Origin of the sequence: Mangrovimonas spongiae (assembly GCF_003944795.1) — a bacterium.
GTDB lineage: Bacteria > Bacteroidota > Bacteroidia > Flavobacteriales > Flavobacteriaceae > Mangrovimonas > Mangrovimonas spongiae.
On record NZ_RWBG01000003.1, the window covers coordinates 195,719 to 220,034 of the forward strand.

The window sequence follows — 24,316 nt, forward strand, 5'->3', positions numbered from 1 at the left end:
AATGTGTGTTTGTGTTATAAATTAATTGTTAAAATTTAGTTTTCTTGTTCGTCTTCGTTGTCGTTATTTTCTTGTTCTTGTCTTTCTTGTTCTCGTTCTTCTTTGGCTTTTTGTCTTTCTGCTAATATACGCTGTCTTCGTTCTTCTAGCTCTTTTTTTCTTCTAGCGCGATCTTCTAATTTTTTCTGGCGACGCTCTTCAAGAATTTGCTCTCTTGTTTTTTCACCGTCATTGTTATTAGCGTCGGTTTTGTTTTCAGAAGCATCTTCATCTTCCGAAGCATTGTCTTCTGTGGCTTGTTGTCTTTCTTTAAGCTTTGCTTCTCTTGCAGCTTGTCTAGCAGCAATAATACTATCTCTTCTTTTTTGGATAGCTTCTTTTCTAGCGGCACGTTCGTCTAGTATTTCTTGGCGTCTTTCTTCAGCAGCTTTCTCTCTAGCTTCTAATTTTTCATTAATTTCAGGAAGCACTTCTTCTTGTTCTGCTTGACGTCTTTCTGCTCTAGATTGTGCTTGTTTACGTTTGGTGCTTCTTGTTATACTTCTAATAACTTCATCACTAAAATCGTAACGATCTGCTGAATAAAGCATAACCACATCGGCCGATTTATCAAAAACAAAATCATATTTTCTTTTTTCGGCCATATCTTGTACAGCAGTAAAAATTTGATCTTGAATAGGCTTTATAAGTTGCTGTTTTTGAACAATTAAATCGCCATTTGGTCCAAATCGTTTTTGTTGGTAATCTAATATTTCTTGCTCTTCAAAAGCAATATCTTCTTCTTTTTCCTCGATAAGTTCTTTTGTTAAAAAAGGCTTTTCATTACTTAAATCTTTCCTTTTTTGTTCAATAGTACTTAACTGACTTTCTATTTCACCTTTCCATTTTTGTACTTTACTTTCCAGTTGAGCTGTTGCTTCTTGGTATTCTGGAATGTTCTCTAAAATGTATTCGGTATCTATATAGCCTATTCTAACACCTCTTTGTGCATAGGAATGAGACATACCTAGAAAAGAAAACAATGTCAATAAAAAAAGAACTTTAATTTTCATTTGTATCATATTTTAATGATTTATTACGATCATAAATTTTAAAAAATGACAATTGATTATTTAATTTTTTTGCCAATTTTTTGAATTTTACTTTCCAAAATTAACGAAATTTAACTTGAAAAATTTCAATTCATGGTTTAAATAATCAAAAAGGATATAGAAAATATCGTGCCAAATTAAAATTGTTGACCAATAATAAAGTGTGTTTCCCATCCATTTTTAGTTGTTGATCCAGGTACAGGGTCAAATCCATGACCAAAATCGATACCTAATAAACCAAAGGCTGGCATGAATATACGTAGTCCTAAACCTGCCGAACGTTTTAAATCGAAAGGATTATAATCTTGGAAATTGTTATAAGCAACTCCACCTTCCATAAAGCCTAAAACATAAATTTTAGCCGATTGTTTTAAGGTTATAGGATAGCGTAACTCTAAAGAGAACTTATTGTATATAGTACCTCCATCGTTACTTATGTTTCCAAATTGATCCATAGGTTGTATAGATTGATTAGGGTAACCACGCAAAGCAATGGCTTCTCTACCATCTAAACTGTAAGATCCTAAACCATCTCCACCAAGGAAAAATCTTTCAAAAGGAATTACCCCGCGATTGTTGTTGTAAGCTCCAAGGAAACCAAATTCAAGACTAGGCCTTAATACTAAGTTTTTAGCAAGTTCTGTATACCAATCTGCTCTAAATTTAATTTTGTAAAACTCTAACCATTTAAAGCGTTCTTGATCTATTTCGGCTATACGGTTGTTTGCATTGGTTCTATCGTCTACAGGGTTATTTGCATCGCTAACAAACTCTGAAAGCTCATCGCGTTCATCGCTTAATGCTTTGTAGTCTACATTATTAAATAATGAATATGGTAATGTAAGTTTTGCGCTAACAGAGAAATTAGAACCTCGTACAGGATAAATAGGATCGTTTGCTGTGTTATTTCTTGTTAATCCTATAGTATATGCTAGGTTGTTTGAGTAACCATCGCCAAAAGTAAATAGTCCTGTGTTATAGTTTTTTAAATTATAATGCTGAAATGTTAAGGCTTGAGATAGCGTAAAATAATCATCTGGTACAGTTAAACGTTTTGCTAAGCCAACGGTAATACCTGTAATATTAAAGCGTTTATCTCTGTCTGCTTTTCCTGTAGTATAATCGTATAAAAATTGCTTGGTATGTGATAACGATGTTGAAAATTGAACAGGTTTTTTACCGCCTAACCATGGTTCTGTAAATGAGAAACTATAGGTTTGGAAAAATTGACTAGCCTGTAATCTTAACGATAGTTTTTGACCATCTCCTCTTGGAACAGGTTTATAGGCATCTAAGTTTAAAATATTTCTTAACGAGAAGTTGTTAAATGATAAGCCTAGTGTACCAATAAAACCACCACCACCGTAACCACCTTGTAGTTCTATTTGGCTTGATCCAGTTTCCACAAGCGAGTACTCTAAATCGATAGTACCTTCGTTAGGGTTAGGGTTTAAAAAGTTTGTTCCTATTTGTTCGGCATCGAAAAATCCTAATTGGCTTAATTCACGAATGGTTCTAACGACATTGGATTTACTGTAGAGCTGTCCTGGTCTTGTATGGAGTTCTCTGTAAATAACATGATCGTTAGTAACTTCGTTACCTACAACTGTAATATTGTTAAAGTGAACAGGTTTTCCTTCTACAATACGTATTTCTAAATCAATTACATTGCCCTCGGCACTAACTTCTACAGGATTAATTGTAGAGAATAAATACCCGTTATTTTGGTAAAGGTTAGTAATATCTAAGGCGTCTGGTTTTGTGTCATCAGCGATACGTTTCTCTAGTAAAACGCCATTGTATGTGTCGCCTTTATCTATTCTTAAAATACGTTTTAAATAGTCATCGGAATAAACCGTGTTACCTATAAAGTCTATATCCCCAAAGGTGTATAATTCACCTTCTTCAACCTCAATATGCAGGGCGATGTTTTTCTTATTTATAATTTCTAAACTATCCGAAATAATCCTTGCGTCTCGATAGCCGTTTTCTTTAAACTTATCGATAACACTTTTTAAGTCTTCTTTGTAGTCGGCTTCAATATATTTAGAGCGTTTAAATAGCCTGTAAATCTTTTTCTTTTTTGTGTTTTTCATGGCTTTTCGAAGCTTACGGTCTGTAATAACTTCGTTGCCTGTAAATACAATATCTTTTACTTTAACCTTTTTACCTTTATCTATAAAAATAGACATATCAACCCTAGATTTTTGGATGGAATCTTTTACCTCTCTAGTACTTATGGTAACCTTAGAGTTAAGGTAACCGTCTTTTTGGTATTTGTTAACAAGGTAGTTTTTTGTGGTTGTAATAAGGTTTTCGGTAACTTTTACGCCTTTATTAAGCTTGTTTTCCTCTATAACTTTGTCTTTTTTACCTTTTCTTATTCCAGAAATTTGCACATTGTTTAATTCTGGAAGGTCGCTTAATCTTATTTCAAGAAAAACCTTGTCGCCTTGAATGTCTTTTGCGTAAATTTCAATGTTATTGAATAGGTTAGAGTTCCATAGTTTTTTTATGGCGCGACTTATTTCTTTTCCTGGCATCATGATTTGTTGCCCCTTACGTAATTCGGAAAAGGAGATAATAGTTTGCTCGCTAAAACTGGTTTCGCCAGCGACAGTAATTTCTTCTATGGTGTATTTTTTTCCATTATCGTAATTAGCTTCTTGTGCAGAAGCATGTTGAAAAATAAATAATGAGGATATTAATGTAAGTAGAGGTAATAGTGTTTTCAATGATGTAATATTAACTGATTTGCTCGCTGGTTTTCCCAAAGCGTCGTTCTCTATTTTGGTATTCAATAATTGCTTCATATAAATGTTGCTTTGTAAAATCTGGCCAAAGTACATTTGTAAAATACAATTCGGCATAAGCTATTTGCCATAATAAAAAATTGCTAATTCTTTGCTCTCCGCTTGTTCTAATAAGCAAATCAACGTCTGGCAAATTTTGCGTGTAAAGATGCTCATTTATAACCGATTCATCAATTTTTTTTGGAGAAATTATATTATTTTTAACTTTAAGGCTAATGTTTCTAACACAATTTAAGAGTTCTTCCCTTGAACCATAGCTTAATGCTAGGGTTAAGGTCATTCTGTTATTGTTTTTTGTTTCGTTAATAACGTAATCTAATTCGTTATATACTTTTTTAGGTAATTCTTTTAAATTACCTATAGCCTTTAGTTTTATATTATTTTCTTGTAATGTTTTTATTTCCTTTTTTAAAGAGGATACTAAAAGTTTCATTAAGGTTTGTACTTCTAGTTTTGGGCGGTTCCAATTTTCGGTAGAAAATGCATAAAGTGTTAGATTTTCTACGCCTAATTCAGCACAAGCTTCTACAGTTTGGCGAACAGATTTAGTGCCATTTTCATGACCAATCATTCTAACGAAGCCTTTTTGTTTTGCCCACCGGCCGTTGCCATCCATAATAATGGCAAGGTGTTTTGGTAACTTATTTGTATGTATTTGTGACTTTAAATTCATATTAAAATACGCAGTAACAAGGTTTGCGGCCAAAGGTATAGGTGAGTGTTAGGCCTGTGAAAACATACCAGTCATTATTATTAGTATTTCCAAATGCTAAAGGACTTTCGTTATCAAAATCGGGGGCGCTGCCATCAAACTCATCGGAGAAGGTGTATCTGGCACCAACTTCAAAACCAATCACAAAGTGCTCGATAAATTTGGCTTTTATACCTAGTGTCATAGGAATACCGTAAGCAAGACTGGAGGTGTCTTCTATTACTTTTTGTCCTTGGTTGTTAAAGAAGAAATTGTCATGATGTGCGACAGAAATTCCGGTGTATAAGTAAGGGGTGAATTTATCTCTCCCATCGTGTAAGTTAAAATCAAAAAAAGTGAATTCTAAACCTAGTGAGGCTTCTATAATGTCGTTTTCAAACTCATAACCTCTTTCAATTCTTCTTGGATCGTCACTATCTAAATCGTTTGCTTCTAATTTAGAATATAATAATGAAAACCTAAACGAATGTCGTGGGCTTCTGTTCCATTTGTAAATACCACCAAAGGCAGGGCTGTTAGGGGAAATGTGTGTTGTAGCGCCAACGTCGCCAATAAAATTACTACCCCCAACAAAAACACCTATTTCGTGCGTTTGAGAAAAGGTGCTTTGGTATGAAAAAATAATTAATATGATTATGGTTAAATACCTCATATGTCTTCAAAAGTTTGCAAATATAATAAATATGATTAGCCTATAACAATTTGATTGAAATAGTATTAGCTTAAAACAATATTTCATACAATTTATTGCCTAATTGCGCTTATCTTCTCCCCAAAGCAGTTTTTTTCTTAAGGTGTCTAGGAAACTTTCGGTGGCAAGTTCAATCATTTTAATTTTAAAAGGTGCTTTTTTGATAGTAATAATAGCATCGTTTTGAAGGGTTGCAATTCTAGAATCAAGAGAGACAAGGTATTCGTTTTCTCGTCCGTCTACTTTTAGTTCAATTTCTGTAGTATCTGTTATAACAAGTGGCCTAGCGTTTAGGTTATGTGGGGCAATGGGTGTGAGTACAAAACTTTCGGCATCTGGTGCAATAACTGGGCCGCCACAACTTAACGAGTATCCTGTAGATCCTGTTGGCGTAGAAACAATAAGTCCATCGCTCCAATAAGATGTTAAGTATTCCTCATCAAGTTTGGTTGAAACCGTAATCATGGAGGTGGTGTTCTTGCGGCTTATGGCAATTTCATTTAATGCAAAATTAAGTTCTGTAAGATTTTGGTGCTTGGGAGTTGTTTTAATTTCCAGAAGACTTCTTTTAGAGATTTTATAGTTCCCATTAAAAATATCATCCATAGCATGTGTGATATTTTCATTTTGAATAGTTGCTAAAAACCCTAAACGTCCAGTGTTTATGCCAACAATTGGAACACCTGTGTCCTTAACATGGGTAATAGCTCTTAATATGGTGCCATCTCCACCAATACTAATTAATAAATTGTAACTATCGTTTAATGTTTTAAAAGTTTTAAAATCGTTAAGATCTATGGTGGTATCTAGATTTTTATTAATAATATCTAGAAAATTTTCTTCAATATATATATCGTTACTTTTTCCGTTTAAGTAGTTTAATAAGATAGTAATAGCCTCTTCGGCATTTCTGTGGAAAAACTGTCCAAATAGGGCTATTTTCATAATTATATGTTTAGGTATTTGTTTAAGTATTCTGAGCGTTCCTTCAAACTTTTTAAATAAGAGTCTTCTTCGTGTCCAGAAATAATATTGTAGCTATATCTTCTAAAGGTTTGCATGATTTCATTAAGCCCTGTATTACCTATTTTAAGGGTGATTTGCGCCAAGTCGTTTTCAATTTTTGAAATAAAAGCGCCTAATAATTTACCGTCGTTAGATTCTACAATTTGACTTATTTCGCTAAACGAAAAATCGTTTAATCCTTTTTCAACTATTAAAATACCTCCAGCTTCGGCAAAAAAAGGTGTTTCGTTAAATAGGCTGATAACATCATTTAATTCGTAATATCCTAAATAGGTGTTGTTATCACTTAATATAGGCATGATGTTGGTGCTATTTTGAGCAAATGCTTCCAAAACATCTAACCAAACCGTTTTCTCTTTTACAAAGAAACTTTCGATAGAGAGTAGAAAGTCTGAAATATTCTTGTCCTTGTCAAAGCAGTGCACATCGGTTTCCGATAGGCAACCAATATATTGGTCGGTATCATTTTTTATAGGGATGTGCGAATAAGTAAGTTGATTAAATAATACTTGCGCATCACCTACTTTATCATTAATAGATAATGGCTTTATATCGTTAATAATAAACTCTTTTAAATCCATGATAATGGTTTTATGCTTTTTGCAAATTAATTAAAAATTGCTACAATAAGCGTGGTCCACTTCGTATTTTTGTACATATAAAATAGGAAACAATGACAAAACTTAGTGTTAATATAAATAAAGTAGCAACCATAAGAAACTCTAGAGGAGGTAATGTACCCAATGTTGTACAATTTGCTAAAGATGCTCAAAGTTATGGTGCGCAAGGAATTACTATTCACCCAAGACCAGATGAGCGTCATATAAAATATCAAGATGCCTACGATTTAAAACCCGAAGTATATACCGAATATAACATTGAAGGAAACCCTATAGATAAGTTCACCAAAATGGTTCTTGAAATTAAACCAACCCAAGTAACCTTAGTGCCAGATGCGGTAGATGCCATAACAAGTAATGCTGGGTGGGATACCATTAAACACAAAGATTTTTTAGTTGAAAAAATACAGGAGTTTAAAGCTCAAGGTATAAGAACATCTATTTTTGTAGATCCAGATGTTAAGCAAATTGAAGGCGCAAAAGCAACGGGAACTGATAGAATTGAACTGTATACCGAAAGCTATGCACACGAGTATGCTCAAGGTAATAAAGAGGCTATAAAACCTTTTGTAGATTGTGCTAAACTAGCTAACGAAATTGGCTTAGGTGTAAATGCAGGCCACGATTTATCTTTAGATAACATTCAGTTTTTTAAAGAAAATATTCCTGGACTATTAGAAGTATCTATTGGACATGCGTTAATTTCAGAAAGTTTATATTTAGGCGTAGAGAATGTCATTCAGATGTATTTAAACAAATTAAAATAAATGGAACTTCATTCAAATATTTTAGGAAAAGGAACTCCTTTTGTTATACTACATGGGTTTTTAGGTATGGGTGATAATTGGAAAACCCATGCCAAACACTTAGCAAAAGACGGTTACGAAGTCCACTTAGTAGATCAAAGAAATCATGGCAGAAGTTTTCATAGCAATCAGTTTAATTACGATGTTATGGCAAAAGACTTAAAAACATATTGTGATAAACATGACTTAAGAGACGTTATTTTGTTGGGGCATTCTATGGGAGGAAAAACAGCTATGTTATTTGCCGTAGATTACCCAGAATACATTTCAAAGTTAATTGTAGCCGATATTTCTCCTAGATTTTACCCTATTCATCATGATAAAATTTTAGAAGGACTCTCAAATTTAGACTTTTCCAAAATTGAAAATAGAAGAGAAGCCGATGATGCGCTATCAAGCTATGTGTCAGATTTTGGTATACGGCAATTCTTACTAAAAAACCTGTATTGGAAAGAAAAAGGACGATTAGCTTTACGTCTTAATTTACCCGTTTTAAAAGACCAAGTAGGTGAAGTAGGAGAAGCTTTGCCAATGCATACTAAGTTTGAAAAAGGAACCCTTTTTTTAAGAGGCGATAAATCAGAATATATTTCGCCACAAGACGAACGTTTAATTCATACTCATTTTCCTAACGCAGAGATAAAAACCATAGAAAACGCGGGACATTGGTTGCATGCAGAAAATCCGAAAGACTTTTATAACGAAGTCATAAAATTTATTTCTTAACTTTCTAAACAATTAAAAACATAGACAGATGAAATTAATTTTAAAATTACTGTTAAACGCCTTAGCCGTTGTGCTATTATCTAAACTGCTTTCTGGAGTAAGTGTAGATAGCTATCTTACAGCAACTATAGTAGCTTTAGTTTTGGCAATCCTTAACTTATTTGTTAAACCTATTTTAGTATTACTTACCTTGCCAGTAACGGTGGTTACTTTTGGTATATTCCTATTGTTTATCAATGCTTTTATAATACTTATTGCAGATAAATTAATAGAAGGCTTTTCGGTAAGTAGCGTTTGGATTGCTATACTTTTTAGCATCTTATTATCCATCTTGCAATCTATACTACATTCACTTTTAAAAGACGATGAAAAATAGGCTGAATTTCAATACGTTAAAAACTTTGTGGGGATGCAAAAAAAGTTATACTTTTGCATCCCTTTTTAAATTAAAATAGAAGCGCCAAAAGGCCACATAATTTTTGAGCATGAATATTACAAGAGAAAACATTGATGCATTAAATGCAGTCGTAAAAGTTGATATTGAAAAAGAAGACTACAACGATAAAGTAGAAAAAATCCTTTCAGATTATAGAAGAACGGCTAACATACCTGGTTTTAGAAAAGGTCATGTGCCAATGGGAATGGTGAAAAAACAATACGGAAAAGCCGTATTAGTAGATGAGGTAAACAAACTTTTACAAGATGCGTTAAACAAATATTTAACCGAAGAAAAACTAGACGTTTTAGGGCAACCATTACCAAAGCCACAAGACGATTTAGATTGGGATGCAGAAAAACTATCTTTTGAGTTTGAATTAGGTTTGGCACCAGAATTTGATGTAGATATTAAGCCTAAAAAAGCCATTACACAATACAATATTGTTGCAGATGATAAAATGATCAACGAGCAAGTTGAAAACATCCAAAAACAATACGGTAAATTAGTCTCTCAAGATACTATAGAAAAAGATAGTGAAGTTACAGGAACGTTTAAAAACGACGAACGCGAGATAGAAAACACGGTAACTTTAACCTTAGATAAATTTAAAGGAAAAGCGACCGAAAAGAAATTTATTGGGGCCAAAGTAGGCGACGTTATCGAACTTAAAACAAAAGGACTTTACAGCGATGAGCATGAATTAATGCACGCATTAAAATTAACTCACGATGAGGTTCACGGTTTAGAAATAGATGTAACGTTTACAGTAACTGAAATAAACGAACGTGAATTAGCCGATTTAGATCAGGAGTTATTTGATAAACTTTTTGGAAAAGGTACCGTAACCAGTGTTACCGAGCTTAAAGAAAAAATTAAAGAAGACGCCGAAAAACAATTCAAGCAACAAGCCGACCAAAAACTACTAAACGACATTACAGAATATTTAGTAGATAACACCAAGTTTGATTTACCTGCAGAATTCTTACAAAAATGGATGCAAACAGCAGGAGAAAAAGAACTTGATGAAGCCGAAGCTAAAGAAGAATACGAAAAATCAGAAAAAAGCTTACGCTACCAATTAATCGAAGGTAAATTAATTACCGATAACGATATTAAGGTAACCATGGACGATATTAAAGACCATGCCAAGCAAATGATAAAAGCACAAATGGCACAATTTGGTCAAATGAATCCTTCTGAAAAGGAATTAGACGATATTGCAGCAAGAGTATTATCTAATCAAGACGAAGCGAGAAGAATTTCAGAGCAAATCATTAGCCAAAAACTATTAGATCTTTACAAAGAAAAATCTAATCTTAAAACAAAAGAAGTTACTTACGACGCATTTGTAAAAGAGGTTTACGGAGATAAATAATCCGTAACGCTTTGAGAAAGAATAATTGCTTATATTTAGGCGTTGAAATTTTTAACATTTCAACGCTTTTTTTTATTTTAGAAAAAACTCAACAAAGACTATGAATTACGCAAAAGAATTTGAAAAATTCGCTATAAAAGACCAAGGCGTTAGCAGTACATACTACAACAAAATTATGAGTAGTATGTATCCTGTAGGATTAACGCCAAATATTATTGAAGAACGCCAAATGAACGCCGTGGCTATGGATGTGTTTTCTCGTTTAATGATGGATCGCATTATCTTTCTAGGAACAGGAATAAACGACCAAGTGGCTAATATTGTGCAAGCTCAGTTATTGTTTTTAGAAAGTACAGATTCTTCTAAAGATATTCAAATATACATAAACTCACCAGGAGGAAGCGTTTATGCTGGCCTAGGAATTTATGACACCATGCAATTTATTAAGCCAGATGTAGCTACTATTTGTACAGGTATGGCAGCCTCAATGGGTGCGGTATTATTATGTGCTGGAGCTCAAGGAAAAAGAAGCGGTTTAACACACTCTCGTGTTATGATACATCAACCACTTGGTGGGGCGCAAGGTCAAGCGAGTGATATTGAAATAACCGCAAGAGAAATTTTAACATTAAAAGAAGAGTTATACAAAATTATAAGTAAGCACTCCGGTCAAGAATACGACAAAGTATATGCCGATAGTGATCGTGATTACTGGATGAAAGCCGATAAAGCTAAAGAATACGGTATGATAGACGAAATATTAGTGCGAAACTAAATAATATTATTAGAATTAGAATTTGATTTTATGGCAAAGGAAGATTTAGAATGCTCATTTTGTGGTAGGAAAAAGCCAGAAACCAACTTGTTAATAGCTGGGTTAGATGCACACATCTGTGATCGCTGTATAGAGCAAGCTCACGGTATTGTTTTAGAAGAATCTAAACAAACTGATAACAGTGAACTTAGTGCAGAACTTATGCTGCGTAAGCCGCAAAAAATAAAAGCGTTCTTAGATGAATATATTATAGGTCAAGAAACAACCAAAAAAATCATGTCGGTTGCAGTATACAATCACTACAAAAGATTGCTGCAACAACCTTCCGATGACGATATTGAAATCCAGAAAAGTAATATCGTTATGGTAGGCCAAACAGGAACTGGTAAAACCCTAATGGCAAAAACCGTTGCTAAAATGCTTAATGTACCTTTAGCTATAGTTGATGCTACTGTGTTAACTGAAGCGGGCTATGTAGGTGAAGATGTTGAAAGTATTTTAACGCGACTTTTACAAGCAGCCGATTATAATCTAGATAAAGCGCAAAAAGGGATTGTGTTTATTGATGAGATTGATAAAATTGCGCGTAAAAGTGATAACCCATCCATTACACGAGATGTTTCTGGAGAAGGTGTTCAGCAAGCGCTTTTAAAACTATTAGAAGGAACTACGGTAAATGTACCACCAAAAGGCGGACGAAAACACCCAGACCAAAAGTTTATTGAGGTAAACACCGAAAACATTTTATTTATTGCTGGTGGTGCTTTTGATGGTATTGATAAAGTAATTTCTAAACGTTTAAACATGCAAGCAGTTGGTTATAGCGCTTCAAAATCGGAAGAAGTTATCGACCAGGAAAATTTGTTACAGTACATTATACCAAAAGATTTAAAAGATTTTGGTTTAATACCAGAAATTATTGGGCGTTTACCTGTGTTAACTCATATGAATCCTTTAGATGATAAAACCCTTAGAGCTATTTTAACCGAGCCTAAGAATGCTATCATTAAACAGTATAAAAAACTGTTTGAAATGGACGATATTGAGTTTAGTATTACCGATGGTGCGCTAGATTTTATAGTGCATAAAGCCATTGAGTATAAACTTGGTGCTAGAGGACTTCGTTCATTATGTGAGGAGATTCTAACTGATGCCATGTTTGAGCTTCCAGGAAGTGACGAAAAAACTTTAAAAGTTACTAAAGCTTACGCCGAGGATAAATTAACCAAGACCACGCTAAAAAAATTAAAAGCGGTATCTTAAGGTTGATGAAAATAAAAGATCAAAAAAGTCTACTTAATTTTAAGTAGACTTTTTGTTTTAAAGTACTTATATAAATGTATGTTCATAAAAATTAAAAGTAAGCCGTAAATGCTATCTTCAATAGGGATGTTACTTATTCTAACACCTAAATTTTCGGCATCATTATACCAAACAATAGGGTCGATAAAAAAACTACCAGTTAAAATACCATTGCTTAAATAAAAAAATGGTAGCACAAGTAAATAGCTTAAATAGTAATAAGATAAGTCAACTTTTTTTACAGTCAAATAACTTAAATATAAACTTGTACTCAAACAAGTTACAAACGTATATAGTTTGTTGTAATTAAAGATAGCTATTAGAAGAAGGATAGTAATTAAAGCAAAAGTCAGGACATGTTGAATTTTTTCTAAAGGATTTTGTTTTATAAGGTATTTAAGGGCGAAATAGGTAAACACACACGCAAAAGGAATACAGATGAAAAAGAGAATTTCTTCAATCGGTAAATTCCCTATACTAATACCAGTTAAGTATGTTGGGTTAAAACCCCAAACACCCATTTTGGTAAAAATAGTATCCCAAATAATAAATATAATAGCCGTAATAATATTTCCTTTAAAAAAAGCTATCCAATCTTTATAAAAGGCATGCTTTGGGTAAAAGCTAGCAATTAAAGGAATAGCAATACAGCATAGATTTACCAATAAGTAGGTATAAGATTGCATTATTTATATTGGTTATGATATTTTTTAGGAACATACAGCATGCCAAAACATTCACCATCTTCTTTTCCTAAATGCTTATGATGTATTTTATGAGCCTTTCTTAGTCCTAAGAGAAACTTGTTTTTGGTGTGTTTAAACCACTTAAATCGTTGGTGTATAAGTACATCGTGAATCAAAAAATAGGCAATACCATAGCACAGAATACCCAAACCAATAAAAAATAAAATATTTAAGTTAGGAACCAGACCAAAATAAAATAACAAGATACTGGGAATGGCAAATATGACAAAAAAAGCATCATTTTTTTCAAACGTATGGGCGTATTTTGGCTGATGATGATCTTTATGTAAATACCATAAAAGTCCATGCATAATGTACTTGTGTGTTAGCCAAGTTACTGCTTCCATGATAATAAAAGTAGTTATAGTTACTATAATGTAAATTAAAACAGACATAATTAAAGTTAAGAATTAACAGCGATTTTAAAAAGCATGAAGCTTATAGCGTATATATGATTTCGTAAAAATGAAAAACTTAAGACCATTGGACACACGTATGCGTCTATTTGTGATAAGTTTAGAATCGGTGTTTTTTAATTTTTTCAAAAGTTTTAAATAATACCTGTAAGCAATATAAACACCAAGCCTACTTTCTATTGGTAACTGAATAATGCCTTTATAAGCTTCATTAAAATCCAATTCTATATCGTTTATAATCTCCTGCTTAGTTAAGTTGTTTAAGGTGTTATTTTGAAGATTAGGAAAATACGATCGGCCAAGTTTTTCGGTATCGTCTTTAAAATCTCTTAAAAAGTTTACCTTTTGAAATGCTGAGCCTAAATGTTTAGCCGATTGCTTTAAATCGTTAAACTTAATGTCGTCATTATTTACAAAAACCCTTAAGCACATAAGGCCAACCACATCGGCAGAGCCATAAATGTAATTCTCATAATCTTCTTTAGTCGTATAGTTAGAAACCGTTAAATCGGCTTCCATACGTTTTAGAAAATCCTCGGCATAAGTGTGTAATTTATAGTTATGCACGACCTCTTGAAACGCATTAATAATAGGGTTTAGGCTAATTTTATGCTCAAGTGCTTTGTGGTAATCATGAACAAAATCTTTAAAAAGACGCTCTTGATTATAGTCGTTAAACGAATCTACAATCTCATCGGCATAACGAACAAAACCGTAAATGGCATAAATAGCAGGTCTAATCGAAGGGGCAAATAGCTTAATACCTAAAGAGAAAGAGGTGCTGTATGTTTTTGTGATAATTTCACTGCATTTTAAACTAGAGGAGTCGAATAAGGCTTTCATGATGTATGATATTTATTAATTAAATCGCTAACAATTTTACCCGAAATTAAAGATGGAGGAACTCCTGGTCCAGGAACAGTTAATTGCCCACAGAAATAAAGATTGTTTAGTTTTTTGCTTTTTAGTTTAGGCCTAAGAATATGGGTTTGCATTAACGTGTTTGCTAGTCCGTAGGCATTGCCTTTATAGGAGTTGTAGTCTTGTTTAAAATCGCTTACACAATACGATTCATGAAAAAGAACATGGTCTTTAATAGATTCTCCAGTGATGTTTTCAAGACGATCAATTAATTGTTTAAAATAGGTTTCTCTAATTTCAGGTGTGTCCTTTATATCTGGAGCAATTGGAATTAAGAAAATAGCAGCTTCCTTGTTTTTGGGTGCAACACTTTCGTCTGTTATACTTGGAAAACTAGCATAAAATAAAGGTTTTTCTGCCCACTCTTTAGTATCGTATATAGTTTTGGCATGAATTTCAAAATCGGTGTCAAAAAATAAAGTATGGTGGGATACGTTGTTAAGTTTTTTATCTATGCCAACATAAAATAGTAACGCCGAAGGCGCAAATGTTTTGTTGTTCCAATAATTTTCTGTGTATTGCCTTAAATGATTTGGCAGTAAGGTTTCAGTATGATAATAATCGGCACCACTAAGTAAAATGTCGCAATCAAAATATCCGCAGTTTGTATTTACTCCAGAAACTGAGTTATCGTTCTTAGTGATTATTTCATTAACTTCACAATTGGTGTGAATAGTAACATCTAAGCTTTTTGCTAATGTGCTTATACCTTCTACAACCTTATACATACCACCTTTAGGATGCCAAGTGCCTAATTTAAAATCGGCATAATTCATAAAATTGTAAAAAGACGGTGTGTTATCTGGTTTGGCGCCAAGAAACAATACAGGAAACTCTAAGGTTTTTCTTAGCTTTTTATTTTTAAACGATTTAGAAACTTGCTTTGAAATCGTTGAAATAAATTCATGTAACTTAAAGATGGTTTTCCAATTAACTATTTCCAAGAGGTTTTCGCCTGGTTTATAAACTAAATTTTTTATAGCGATATTGTAATTTATTTCGGCTTTGTTAATAAACTGTTGTAGTTTTTCACTACTTCCTTTTTCAATATTTTCAAAGGTTTGTTTTATTTCGTTAAAACTGTCAGAAATGCTTATAGCATCTTGCTTGCCAAAATAAATTTGATAAGCAGGGCTGAGTTTGTTTAAGGTGTAAAATTCTGAAGTTGTTTTGCCAAAATCATTAAAAAAACGTTCAAAAACATCAGGCATCCAATAAAATGTTGGGCCAATATCGAAAGTAAATCCGTCTTTTTTTAATTGCCTTGCACGTCCTCCAATAGTGCTATTTTTTTCAAGAATAGTCACTTTGTGACCTTGTTTTGCTAAATAGCAAGCAGCAGAAAGTGATGAAAATCCCGATCCGATAACAATAATTTTTTTTGAATTCATTTAATGACTTTTAAATAAGCCGATAGCTAAAACTATCGGCTTGTAAATTGAATTATTGTTTGCTATTAGTTAGGGAGCATAACTTTATTTAAAACATGTATAACGCCATTTCCAGCCTGTACGTCAACAGCTATAATACCTATATCCATAGCGCCAGAACCATCGGTTATATCAGCAATGTTACTACCAGATCCTGGAAGGTTTATGGTAAAACTGCTGCCTTGCAATGATGTTACAGGATTTGCACCAGTATTAAGGTCGCTAGAAGTTACATTAGCACCACTGGCTACATGGTACAATAATACATCTGTTAGAGTGTTTTCATCTGGCACACCACCTAGCTCGCCAATTAAAGCATCAAAAGCATCGTTAGTAGGAGCGAATACCGTGAAATCTGGATTTATACCATCGGCATTTCCGCCTTCAGTACGTGATAAAATTGACGCAAAATCCGTAGCTGGAGTTAATTCGGTTAAAGCAGAAACTAACGTTGAAAAATTAGGGTCGGCTAGTGCGAATGTTACTACTGTAGGGATATCGATTACTGTATCTACTGCGTGAATAATACCATTTGTACCAACTACATCGGCTTGAAAAACAGTCGATATACCATTAAACATAACACCGTTACTGGTATTGTAATATAAACTCATACTATTATCTCCAGCACCTGTAGCAGCTGTGTTGGTGTATCCAGCACCATTATTTACTAGTGCTTCTGAAGAAATTGCAGATCCTGAAATGACATGATTGAGTAGAATTTGTGATAATACAGCTGTATCAACGTCACCTAATGAAGCACCATTTAAAAAAGTATCAAAAGCGCTATTGTCTGGAGCAAGTACAGTAAAAGGTCCATCTCCCTGAAGTACAGATACTAAATTGCCATCTGCAGCACCAAGTGCTGCAACTAAACTTGAAAATGCAGGATTATTAGAGGCATGACTAACAACGTCTGGTAGTCCTAAAACACCATCTATAATATGTATGGTTCCGTTACTTGCTTCAATATCTGCTGTGGTAACCATGCCAGAATTGTTGAAAGTAACTCCATTGGATGTATCGAAATAAATACTAATATTATTGCCGCCTGCGCCAGTTGCACTTCCAGAAGTATATCCAGAACCCATAGCTATTAAACTTGATGACTCAACATCGGCCATAATAACATGATTTAATAAAATTTGCGAAAGAAGATCACTTGGGACTTCGTTTAAAGAGTTAAAACCGTTATTGGTTAAAAAGCTTGAAAAAGCATCATTAGTTGGTGCTAAAACTGTAAAAGGGCCATCGCCGCTAAGCACGCTAACTAAATCACCATCAGCTCTTGAGAGTGCATCAACTAAAGTTGATAATTCTGGTGTGTCTACAGCCAGTTCAACAATGTCTTTCTGATTTGATGGTGTTGAAGGTGTAGAATTGTCGTCGTCACTACTACAAGAGACGCCAATGAAAGCGAAACTTAATAATAGGAATAATAATTTTGTTGTTTTCATTTTTGTCTTTGTTTTTAATGTTAAAGTTAGACAAATATACAAAAAAATATTATTTGTCAAATAAATTGAACAATAAAATAGACAAAATGAATTTAGTTACCAGTTTTTTCAAAAAAATGTATAATTTTATAGCGTAAAAAATTAGACATGAGTAAATATACAATGGCTCAAGTGGTAACACTTACAGGAATTAATGCCCATACGTTAAGAAAATGGGAAACGCGCTATTCTTTAATAGAACCAGAGCGAACAGAAACGAACATTAGATATTATTCAGATAGTCTACTGAAAAAGCTTTTAAATATTAGCTTACTTACTAAAAATGGGTATAGAATATCCAAAATCGATAAAATGTCTGAAGAAGACATTCATAAAGCGGTTGCTAATCAAATCTCTAATGAGACGTATAAGGTGGAAATAAATGCTTTGATTGCAAGTTTGTTGGATATGGATGAACAGGCGTTTGATAATATTTTAAAAACTCAAATTATAAATAAAGGCTTATTGACTACGGTTTTAGAGATTGTTTATCCATTTTTAAATAGAGTGGGCGTTTTATGGGGTATTGATAGAGTTATGCCATTTCAAGAGCATTTTGTTTCAAACTTAATTAAGAAAAAAATGTTTACTGAGATAGATTTACTGCCATATCCACCCGAAGGTGCACCTACTATTGTGATGTTTTTAATAGAGAATGAGTATCATGAAATAGGACTGCTTTTAGCCTATTATTTGGCTAGAAAATTAGGGTGGAAAGTTTATTATTTGGGGCAAAATGTTCCATTAGAAAATATTAACCAAATAATTCAAGATGTTACACCAAACATTATGTTAACCATGTTTATAACTCCAATACAAAAAGCAACTTTTACAAAAATTAATGCGTTTTGTTCTAAGTCTAATGTTCCACTATACATATCGGGAAATACAGAAAACATAGAGGACGCTATTAAAGAAGGAGAAAGTATTTATTTGAAAAGTCCTAAAGATTTTGTGGACTGTTTAGAAAACTTTAAATAAGTATCATAAAAAAACCACTTAATAACTTTAAGTGGTTTTTTTAAGCTTTATGGATATGTTAATTAATAGTAACATTATGAAAATAGGCTATAAATAATAGTCTTTTTAAAGCCTATAAGCATGATATGATGTTGTAAAACTACAGTTTTACATGTAAGAAAAAAATTACCTTATCTGTTTTTAGATAAACACACCATTATTTTCGTTAAGAGAAAAAATAGAGCTATTTTTTTCGATGAATAGCTACTATGAATTTATTTGAAGGAGTTCATCTAAATACTCTCTTGTGTTTGATAACCTGGGGACTTTATGTTGGCCGCCTAGTTTGTTGTTTTGTTTTAACCAGTCGTAAAATAAATGGGATCTGGCAATGTGGATTTTAGGTTTGTTTAACGTCATATTGTTATAACGTTTTGCTTCATAATCTGAATTAAGGGATTTTAAAGCGTTATCTAGTAATTCATTAAAATAATCAATATTATTTGGAGGTGTTTTAAATTCAATTAACCATTCGTGGGCTCCTTTTTCTTTACCGTCCATAAAAATAGGTGCTGCGGTATAGTCTACAATTTCCGACTTTGTCTTTTTACAAACTTTCTTTAAAGCTTCTTCGGCATTTTCTATAATTAATTCTTCGCCAAAAGCATTAATATGATGTTTGGTACGCCCCGTAATTTTTATACGATAAGGCTGTGTAGAAGTAAATTTTATAGTGTCTCCAATTTTATAACGCCATAATCCAGCATTTGTGGTAATAATAACTGCGTAATTTTTATCCTTTTCAACCTCGCCTAGTGGAATAATTTTCTCATGTTTGGTGCCGTATGTTTCCATAGGAATAAATTCGTAGAAAATGCCATAATCTAACATGAGTAACAATTCACTCGATTTATTTTTATCTTGAATAGCAAAAAAACCTTCCGAAGCATTGTAAATTTCGTAATACCTAAAATCCTTTCTAGGAAAAATACGTTTGTATTGAGCTTTGTAAGGCACAAAGCTTACGCCGCCATGAAAATAAACTTCTAGGTTTGGCCAAATATCAAATATGTTATCTTTTCCTGTTTTTTCTAGAACATTGTTTAATAACACCAACATCCAAGAAGGAACGCCAGCTAAGCTAGTAACGTTTTCTTGAATAGTTTCGTTTACAATAGCTTCCATTTTGGTTTCCCATTCGCTCATAAGTGAAACCTTGCTGCTTGGCGTGCTACTAAATTCAGCCCAAAAGGGCATATTATCTATTAGTATTGCAGAAAGGTCGCCAAAAACAGTCCCATTTTCTTTGTAAAGTTCTTTACTGCCACCTAGTCTTAGGCTCTTCCCAGTAAAAAGCTGCGAATTTTCATTGTTATTAAGATACATGCAAAGCAAATCCTTACTAGCGGCATAATGACAATCTTCAAGCGAGTCCTCGCTAACAGGAATAAATTTACTTTTACTATTGGTTGTTCCGCTAGATTTTGCAAACCACTTTATAGGCTGTGGCCAAAAAATATTGTGTTCTCCTTGACGCGAGCGTTCAATAGCATCGTGATAATCTTCGTAAGTGGATATAGGAATACGATTTGAAAAAGTATTGTAGTCTTTTATCGAAGCAAAATCATAAGTTTTTCCAAACTCGGTGTCTTTAGCTTTGGATAGCAGTTGAAATAGTAACTCCTGTTGTACTTCGTTAGGGTACTTTAAAAATAATTCAATTTGATGAAAACGTTTTTTTAAAAACCAGGAAGCAATGGAATTTACTATAGGAATTGGCATATTTGCATTATCTTTAAAAAATAAAAATAATACTTTTTTTTATGACCTACCAAGGCGTTCTCACAAAAATGAATACGGAGTTTTTAGATCCTATTCAATATTATCTAGTGTTTGAAAGCGACTTTATAAACCTAAACCAAATGTTGGGTAAAACCATTACCTTGGAATTTGTTAAGTATCAGTGTTTAAACTGTGGGCTTAACAAGCCTATTTACCGACAAGGGTTTTGTAAAAGCTGTTTTTTTGATGTGCCGCAAGCTGCTGATTGGGTTATGCGACCAGAATTAAGTACAGCACATTTAGATAAAGAAGACCGAGATTTAGCATACGAAAAGAAAGTGCAATTGCAACCGCATATTGTGTATTTAGCTAATTCTAGTAATGTAAAAGTAGGTGTTACTAGAAAAAGTCAGGTGCCAACACGTTGGATTGATCAAGGTGCACATGAAGCCATAGAAATTGTTGAAGTGCCAAATAGGTATTTAGCTGGTATTACTGAGGTAGCTTTAAAAGAGCATGTTAGCGATAAAACCAATTGGCGAACGATGCTTAAAAACGATATTAAAGATGAAAATTTGGTAGAGTGGCGAGAGCATTTAAAACAGTATATTCCAGAGGAGGCATCAGAATACTTTATTGAGAATAACACTGAAACCAATTTGCAGTTTCCAGTAACTAAATACCCAGAAAAGCCAAAAAGCTTAAACCTTGAAAAGACTAAAAATTATACAGGAAAATTAGTAGGTGTAAAAGGACAATATTTAATTTTTGAAGATCAAACGGTTTTTAATATTAGGAGTAACGAAGGTTTGGTAGTTGGAATTACGGTAAATTAAATAAGACGTTTCCCAATGTATTCTGAATTCATTACGCGAAGGGCTCCCATGTAATCTGTTCTAAAACTAATAATATCGCCCACTTTATAGGCACGATTTGCATTAGTGATATCTATTATTAACATATCTGAACTAGCACCAACAAAATTTAATGAAGTATTTATAGGTTTTAAAAAATCGACTTTCGAAATATCTAACAACCCAATATCTAGAATAGCTCGTTTTTGAATTTCGGTAAATTTGGTCTCGTCAATTTCAAACACTTCACCGGAAGGGTTTTTATCTAATTTTCCATAAGGTACACTAGGTTTTTCTGTTATCTCAATGATTTCAGAATGTAGGGTAAATACATCATCTTTCATGCCTTCTATAGTATTGTTTTCAAACAAGTCGGTGCCAAAAAATAGGGTTTCACCAACTCTAAAATGATTAATGCCTTCGGGAACAATACCCTTTATTAAAAGTGGTACCATGACAGACGATCCACCAGTAACACCTTCAATTTTACGATTAAATTTGGCTTCAATTAACTGTTCGTATAAACATAATTGTATGAGTTTGTCTTTACTTGGCATAACACCACTCAAACAATTAAGGTTTGTACCAATGCCGGCAACCTTTATGTTGGGGAGCTGAAAAACTTTTTCGTAAAAATCCATTAAATGATCGCCCATAATGCCTTCTCGTAAATCACCTAATTCTATCATAATAATAACTCGGTGAGTTTTGTTTTGTCTTTTAGCTTCTTCAGATAGCCATTTAATGGTTGTGTATTCGGTATTAAAGCTTACATCTGCGTATTTAACAATATTTTTTATACTACGTTTTGCAGGGGGTTTAATGTAAATAGTTTCAACGTTAGGTTTTAATTTTTTTATGGTTTTAAGGTTGGATAATCTAGCATCGCAAACTTGTTCGTCTCCTAAAGAAAGCACAAATTCTAAATATTTTTCATGACCACATAGAAGTTTTAAAACAGGCGCCCAAGTCATGCCTTCTTTATTGAATAGCTTTTGTAAAAACCTGTAGTTATGTGTTAATGATGCTTTATTTAATGTAAAGTAGGCCATAGAGTTATTTTAAAATTCTTGGGATATCTTTGTCTATCCTAGAAAGTACTTCATAATTTAATTGATCTGTCATGTTTCCAAAAGACGATACAGTAATTTCATGGTCACCTTGTTTGCCTATTAAAATTACATTGTCGTTAATGGCTACATTTTGATCTGCTGTAATATCTATTAAAAGCATATTCATATTTACAATACCAATAACGCTAAAACGGTTATTATTAACAATAACGCGCCCTTGGTTGCTTAAACTTCTGCTATAGCCATATCCGTAACCAATAGGAACAGAGGCAATGGTCATGTTGTTTTCAGCAAGATACGAATTTCCGTAACCAATATATTCGCCTTTGTTCACGTGTTTAATATCCATAATATAGGATGTCCACGATAAAATAGGTTTCAGCGGAGAATATTCAAGATTGTGTTTTGTCATATGAGAGATAAACGTTTCTCTGCTTGGCCATAATCCATAATGAAGAATACCAATACGAACCATATCAAAATTATCTTCGGGGAACGCCAAGATTGCCGCGCTACAAGAACTGTGGATGCGTTCTGGTTGAATACCTTCGTTTTTAAAATATTTAATAGCTTTTTTAAAAATATTGCGTTGCAATTTTACACGTACATAATTACTTACGCTTTCTGCACCAGCATAGTGTGTGCAAATTCCTTTTACATTTATATACTTACGGTTATTTTTTATAATATGAATTAATTCTTGCCAATCGCTTTTATTAAAACCCGTTCTGTTCATACCAGTTTCAATCTCTAAATGAATGTTTAAAGGGGTGTTTTTTGTTTTGGCAATCTCTAGCATATTTTGAATGCGCTGTAAATTGAACGTATAAAACTCAATATGGTTTTCAATCATCCAATGGGCATCTTCGTCACTAATATCTCCCATAACCATAATAGTGAATTCTCCTTTTGCATTGTTAAAAACTTGACGAGCTTCCAACGAATTAAATACCGAAAAATGATGTATGCCTACCTTTTGTAAAGCCGGAACCATAACCGAAATGCCATGACCGTAAGCATTACCTTTTAAAACACAAGACATGGTTGTTTGGTCGTTTAATAAAGATTTAATGTAAGTAATATTATTTTTTATAGCCTTTTGGCTAATTTCTATAATTGAATTAGGCATTGATTTGTTTTAAAATTTGGTAAAACATTAAAATTCCATTTTCTGTAATGTTATCAGGGAAATCATAATCTGGATTATGCAAGGCAGGTGTGTTTTGTCCCGCACCTAAACCAAACATGGCACCTTTGTAGTGTTGCGTAAATAATCCAAAATCTTCTCCCCATTTAAACGGATGTGTTTTTTCTATATAGTTAAAATTAAGGTGTTTTGCAGCTTTTTTAATGTGTTTTGTAGCACTTTCGTCATTTTTGTTTGAAGCAAATTCTTCAAACCAATCCAAAGTATGATTTAGTTGATATTTGTTACAAGTGTTTTTTACGATATTGGTAATATGTTGTTTTAAAATATGAAGTTGCTTTAAGGTCCAACAGCGAATGGTAAAATGAAGCTCGGCATTACCAGCCGAAATCCCATAATCTTTGGAACCTAAAGTAGCGAAAACCGTAGCAATGGTTGAAAAATCTTTGTCGTCTTGGTTAGGGTTTTCTAATTGCTTTATTTTAAAAATAAGTTCCTGTAATGCTATATCTGGGTTAATACCGTTTTCTGGTTCGGCAGCGTGAGCAGTTTTGCCTTGTAAAGTAACGGCAAGGCTTACCACCGAAGGTGTAAAAGTTTCTGTTTTGCAAATAACATCTCCAAAAGGATAACCAGGAACATTGTGAAGTGCGAAAATAAAATCGGGTGTTATGGATTTAAACTTTTCATCATTTAAAATAGCTTTGGCACCTTCTCCAGTTTCTTCAGCCGATTGAAACAGCAAGATGACTCTTCCTTTTGCAATTGTTGTTTTTTGTAGTTCTTGTGCTAGGCCATAAAGGATGGTCATATGGCCATCGTGTCCACATTTGTGCGATACGCCTTTGGTTTTAGACTGATGCGAAAAAGTGTTGATTTCTTGTATAGGCAGAGCATCTAACTCGGCGCGAAACATAACCGTTTTACCAGTATTACCACTATCAAAAATAACAGCAAAACTATACCCGTTAATATTAGTGATAATCTCTGTAGGGTTTAGTTTTTTTATAGCATGAATAAGCTGTTTAGCGGTTTGTTTTTCTTGTCCTGAAAGTTCAGGGTTTTGATGGATTTGTTTCCGGTATGTTGTTAGGTTGTTTAAGTTCACACTTAAA

The 24,316-nt window shown here is 33.2% G+C and carries 23 protein-coding genes; 8 read left to right on the forward strand and 15 right to left on the reverse strand.

The window, feature by feature from the left end; genetic code table 11:
- Nucleotides 1-35: 35 nt before the first annotated feature.
- From EJA19_RS08005 to EJA19_RS08030, 6 genes are all read right to left on the reverse strand, one after another.
- Complete coding sequence (locus EJA19_RS08005) at nucleotides 36-1,052, reverse strand: OmpH family outer membrane protein (RefSeq protein ID WP_125467840.1); 1,017 nt, start codon at nucleotides 1,050-1,052, stop codon at nucleotides 36-38.
- A gap of 176 nt (nucleotides 1,053-1,228) precedes the next feature.
- Nucleotides 1,229-3,904 (reverse strand): BamA/OMP85 family outer membrane protein, encoded by a 2,676-nt coding sequence (locus tag EJA19_RS08010; protein ID WP_125467841.1) that lies wholly within the window; start codon nucleotides 3,902-3,904, stop codon nucleotides 1,229-1,231.
- Nucleotides 3,837-4,577 carry an isoprenyl transferase gene (locus EJA19_RS08015; RefSeq protein WP_125467842.1) on the reverse strand — a complete coding sequence of 247 codons (741 nt, stop codon included), beginning with the start codon at nucleotides 4,575-4,577 and terminating at the stop codon, nucleotides 3,837-3,839. The genes EJA19_RS08010 and EJA19_RS08015 overlap by 68 nt, the downstream gene beginning before the upstream one ends.
- A gap of 1 nt (nucleotide 4,578) precedes the next feature.
- Nucleotides 4,579-5,268: a type IX secretion system protein PorG gene (gene porG, locus EJA19_RS08020; RefSeq protein WP_125467843.1), complete on the reverse strand. Its 690-nt coding sequence runs from the start codon at nucleotides 5,266-5,268 to the stop codon at nucleotides 4,579-4,581.
- A 99-nt stretch (nucleotides 5,269-5,367) separates the two neighbouring features.
- Entirely contained in the window at nucleotides 5,368-6,252 is an 885-nt protein-coding gene (locus tag EJA19_RS08025; RefSeq protein WP_125467844.1) for an NAD kinase, read from the reverse strand.
- 2 nt (nucleotides 6,253-6,254) lie between these two features.
- Nucleotides 6,255-6,914 carry a CBS domain-containing protein gene (locus EJA19_RS08030; RefSeq protein ID WP_125467845.1) on the reverse strand — a complete coding sequence of 220 codons (660 nt, stop codon included), beginning with the start codon at nucleotides 6,912-6,914 and terminating at the stop codon, nucleotides 6,255-6,257.
- Between the two features lie 92 nt (nucleotides 6,915-7,006).
- On the opposite strand from EJA19_RS08030, the gene EJA19_RS08035 reads away from it, so the two are divergent.
- The 6 genes from EJA19_RS08035 (at nucleotide 7,007) to clpX (ending at nucleotide 12,337) form a co-directional block, all read left to right on the forward strand.
- A complete protein-coding gene (locus tag EJA19_RS08035) occupies nucleotides 7,007-7,720 on the forward strand; it encodes a pyridoxine 5'-phosphate synthase (protein ID WP_125467846.1) in 714 nt (237 codons plus the stop codon).
- Nucleotides 7,721-8,485 (forward strand): alpha/beta fold hydrolase, encoded by a 765-nt coding sequence (locus EJA19_RS08040; RefSeq protein ID WP_125467847.1) that lies wholly within the window; start codon nucleotides 7,721-7,723, stop codon nucleotides 8,483-8,485. It begins immediately after the preceding gene.
- A gap of 28 nt (nucleotides 8,486-8,513) precedes the next feature.
- Nucleotides 8,514-8,861, forward strand: coding sequence for a phage holin family protein (locus EJA19_RS08045; protein WP_125467848.1), 348 nt, complete (start codon nucleotides 8,514-8,516; stop codon nucleotides 8,859-8,861).
- Nucleotides 8,862-8,970: 109 nt separating this feature from the next.
- Nucleotides 8,971-10,299: a trigger factor gene (tig, locus tag EJA19_RS08050; RefSeq protein WP_125467849.1), complete on the forward strand. Its 1,329-nt coding sequence runs from the start codon at nucleotides 8,971-8,973 to the stop codon at nucleotides 10,297-10,299.
- A gap of 100 nt (nucleotides 10,300-10,399) precedes the next feature.
- A complete protein-coding gene (clpP, locus tag EJA19_RS08055; protein ID WP_125467850.1) occupies nucleotides 10,400-11,074 on the forward strand; it encodes an ATP-dependent Clp endopeptidase proteolytic subunit ClpP in 675 nt (224 codons plus the stop codon).
- A gap of 30 nt (nucleotides 11,075-11,104) precedes the next feature.
- Entirely contained in the window at nucleotides 11,105-12,337 is a 1,233-nt protein-coding gene (gene clpX / locus EJA19_RS08060; RefSeq protein WP_125467851.1) for an ATP-dependent Clp protease ATP-binding subunit ClpX, read from the forward strand.
- 29 nt (nucleotides 12,338-12,366) lie between these two features.
- On the opposite strand, the gene EJA19_RS08065 is transcribed toward clpX, so the two are convergent.
- From EJA19_RS08065 to EJA19_RS08085, 5 genes are all read right to left on the reverse strand, one after another.
- Complete coding sequence (locus EJA19_RS08065) at nucleotides 12,367-13,062, reverse strand: lycopene cyclase domain-containing protein (protein WP_125467852.1); 696 nt, start codon at nucleotides 13,060-13,062, stop codon at nucleotides 12,367-12,369.
- Nucleotides 13,062-13,517, reverse strand: a complete 456-nt coding sequence (locus tag EJA19_RS08070; protein WP_125467853.1) for a sterol desaturase family protein — start codon at nucleotides 13,515-13,517, stop codon at nucleotides 13,062-13,064. The genes EJA19_RS08065 and EJA19_RS08070 overlap by 1 nt, the downstream gene beginning before the upstream one ends.
- A gap of 27 nt (nucleotides 13,518-13,544) precedes the next feature.
- A complete protein-coding gene (locus EJA19_RS08075) occupies nucleotides 13,545-14,381 on the reverse strand; it encodes a phytoene/squalene synthase family protein (protein ID WP_125467854.1) in 837 nt (278 codons plus the stop codon).
- Complete coding sequence (locus EJA19_RS08080; RefSeq protein ID WP_125467855.1) at nucleotides 14,378-15,850, reverse strand: phytoene desaturase family protein; 1,473 nt, start codon at nucleotides 15,848-15,850, stop codon at nucleotides 14,378-14,380. Before EJA19_RS08080 ends, EJA19_RS08075 begins: the two co-directional genes overlap by 4 nt.
- Before the next feature lie 65 nt (nucleotides 15,851-15,915).
- Nucleotides 15,916-17,346, reverse strand: coding sequence for a fasciclin domain-containing protein (locus EJA19_RS08085; RefSeq protein ID WP_125467856.1), 1,431 nt, complete (start codon nucleotides 17,344-17,346; stop codon nucleotides 15,916-15,918).
- A gap of 147 nt (nucleotides 17,347-17,493) precedes the next feature.
- Between EJA19_RS08085 and EJA19_RS08090 the strand changes: the two genes are divergently transcribed.
- The gene (locus EJA19_RS08090) at nucleotides 17,494-18,366 is read left to right on the forward strand and encodes a MerR family transcriptional regulator (RefSeq protein ID WP_125467857.1); all 873 of its coding nucleotides are present in this window, start codon (nucleotides 17,494-17,496) and stop codon (nucleotides 18,364-18,366) included.
- Nucleotides 18,367-18,612: 246 nt separating this feature from the next.
- Here EJA19_RS08090 and EJA19_RS08095 read toward each other — a convergent pair whose 3' ends face one another.
- Nucleotides 18,613-20,127 (reverse strand): GH3 auxin-responsive promoter family protein, encoded by a 1,515-nt coding sequence (locus tag EJA19_RS08095; RefSeq protein ID WP_125467858.1) that lies wholly within the window; start codon nucleotides 20,125-20,127, stop codon nucleotides 18,613-18,615.
- A gap of 41 nt (nucleotides 20,128-20,168) precedes the next feature.
- Between EJA19_RS08095 and EJA19_RS08100 the strand changes: the two genes are divergently transcribed.
- On the forward strand, nucleotides 20,169-20,963 hold the full coding sequence (locus EJA19_RS08100; protein ID WP_125467859.1) for a DUF2797 domain-containing protein: 795 nt from the start codon (nucleotides 20,169-20,171) through the stop codon (nucleotides 20,961-20,963).
- On the opposite strand, the gene EJA19_RS08105 is transcribed toward EJA19_RS08100, so the two are convergent.
- From EJA19_RS08105 to EJA19_RS08115, 3 genes are read right to left on the reverse strand one after another with little or no spacing between them, the layout of a single operon-like run.
- Nucleotides 20,960-22,033, reverse strand: coding sequence for an alanine racemase (locus EJA19_RS08105; protein WP_125467860.1), 1,074 nt, complete (start codon nucleotides 22,031-22,033; stop codon nucleotides 20,960-20,962). The genes EJA19_RS08100 and EJA19_RS08105 overlap by 4 nt on opposite strands.
- 4 nt (nucleotides 22,034-22,037) lie before the next feature.
- Nucleotides 22,038-23,183: an alanine racemase gene (alr, locus tag EJA19_RS08110; protein ID WP_125467861.1), complete on the reverse strand. Its 1,146-nt coding sequence runs from the start codon at nucleotides 23,181-23,183 to the stop codon at nucleotides 22,038-22,040.
- Complete coding sequence (locus EJA19_RS08115; protein WP_125467862.1) at nucleotides 23,176-24,309, reverse strand: amidohydrolase; 1,134 nt, start codon at nucleotides 24,307-24,309, stop codon at nucleotides 23,176-23,178. The genes alr and EJA19_RS08115 overlap by 8 nt, the downstream gene beginning before the upstream one ends.
- Nucleotides 24,310-24,316 lie beyond the last annotated feature (7 nt).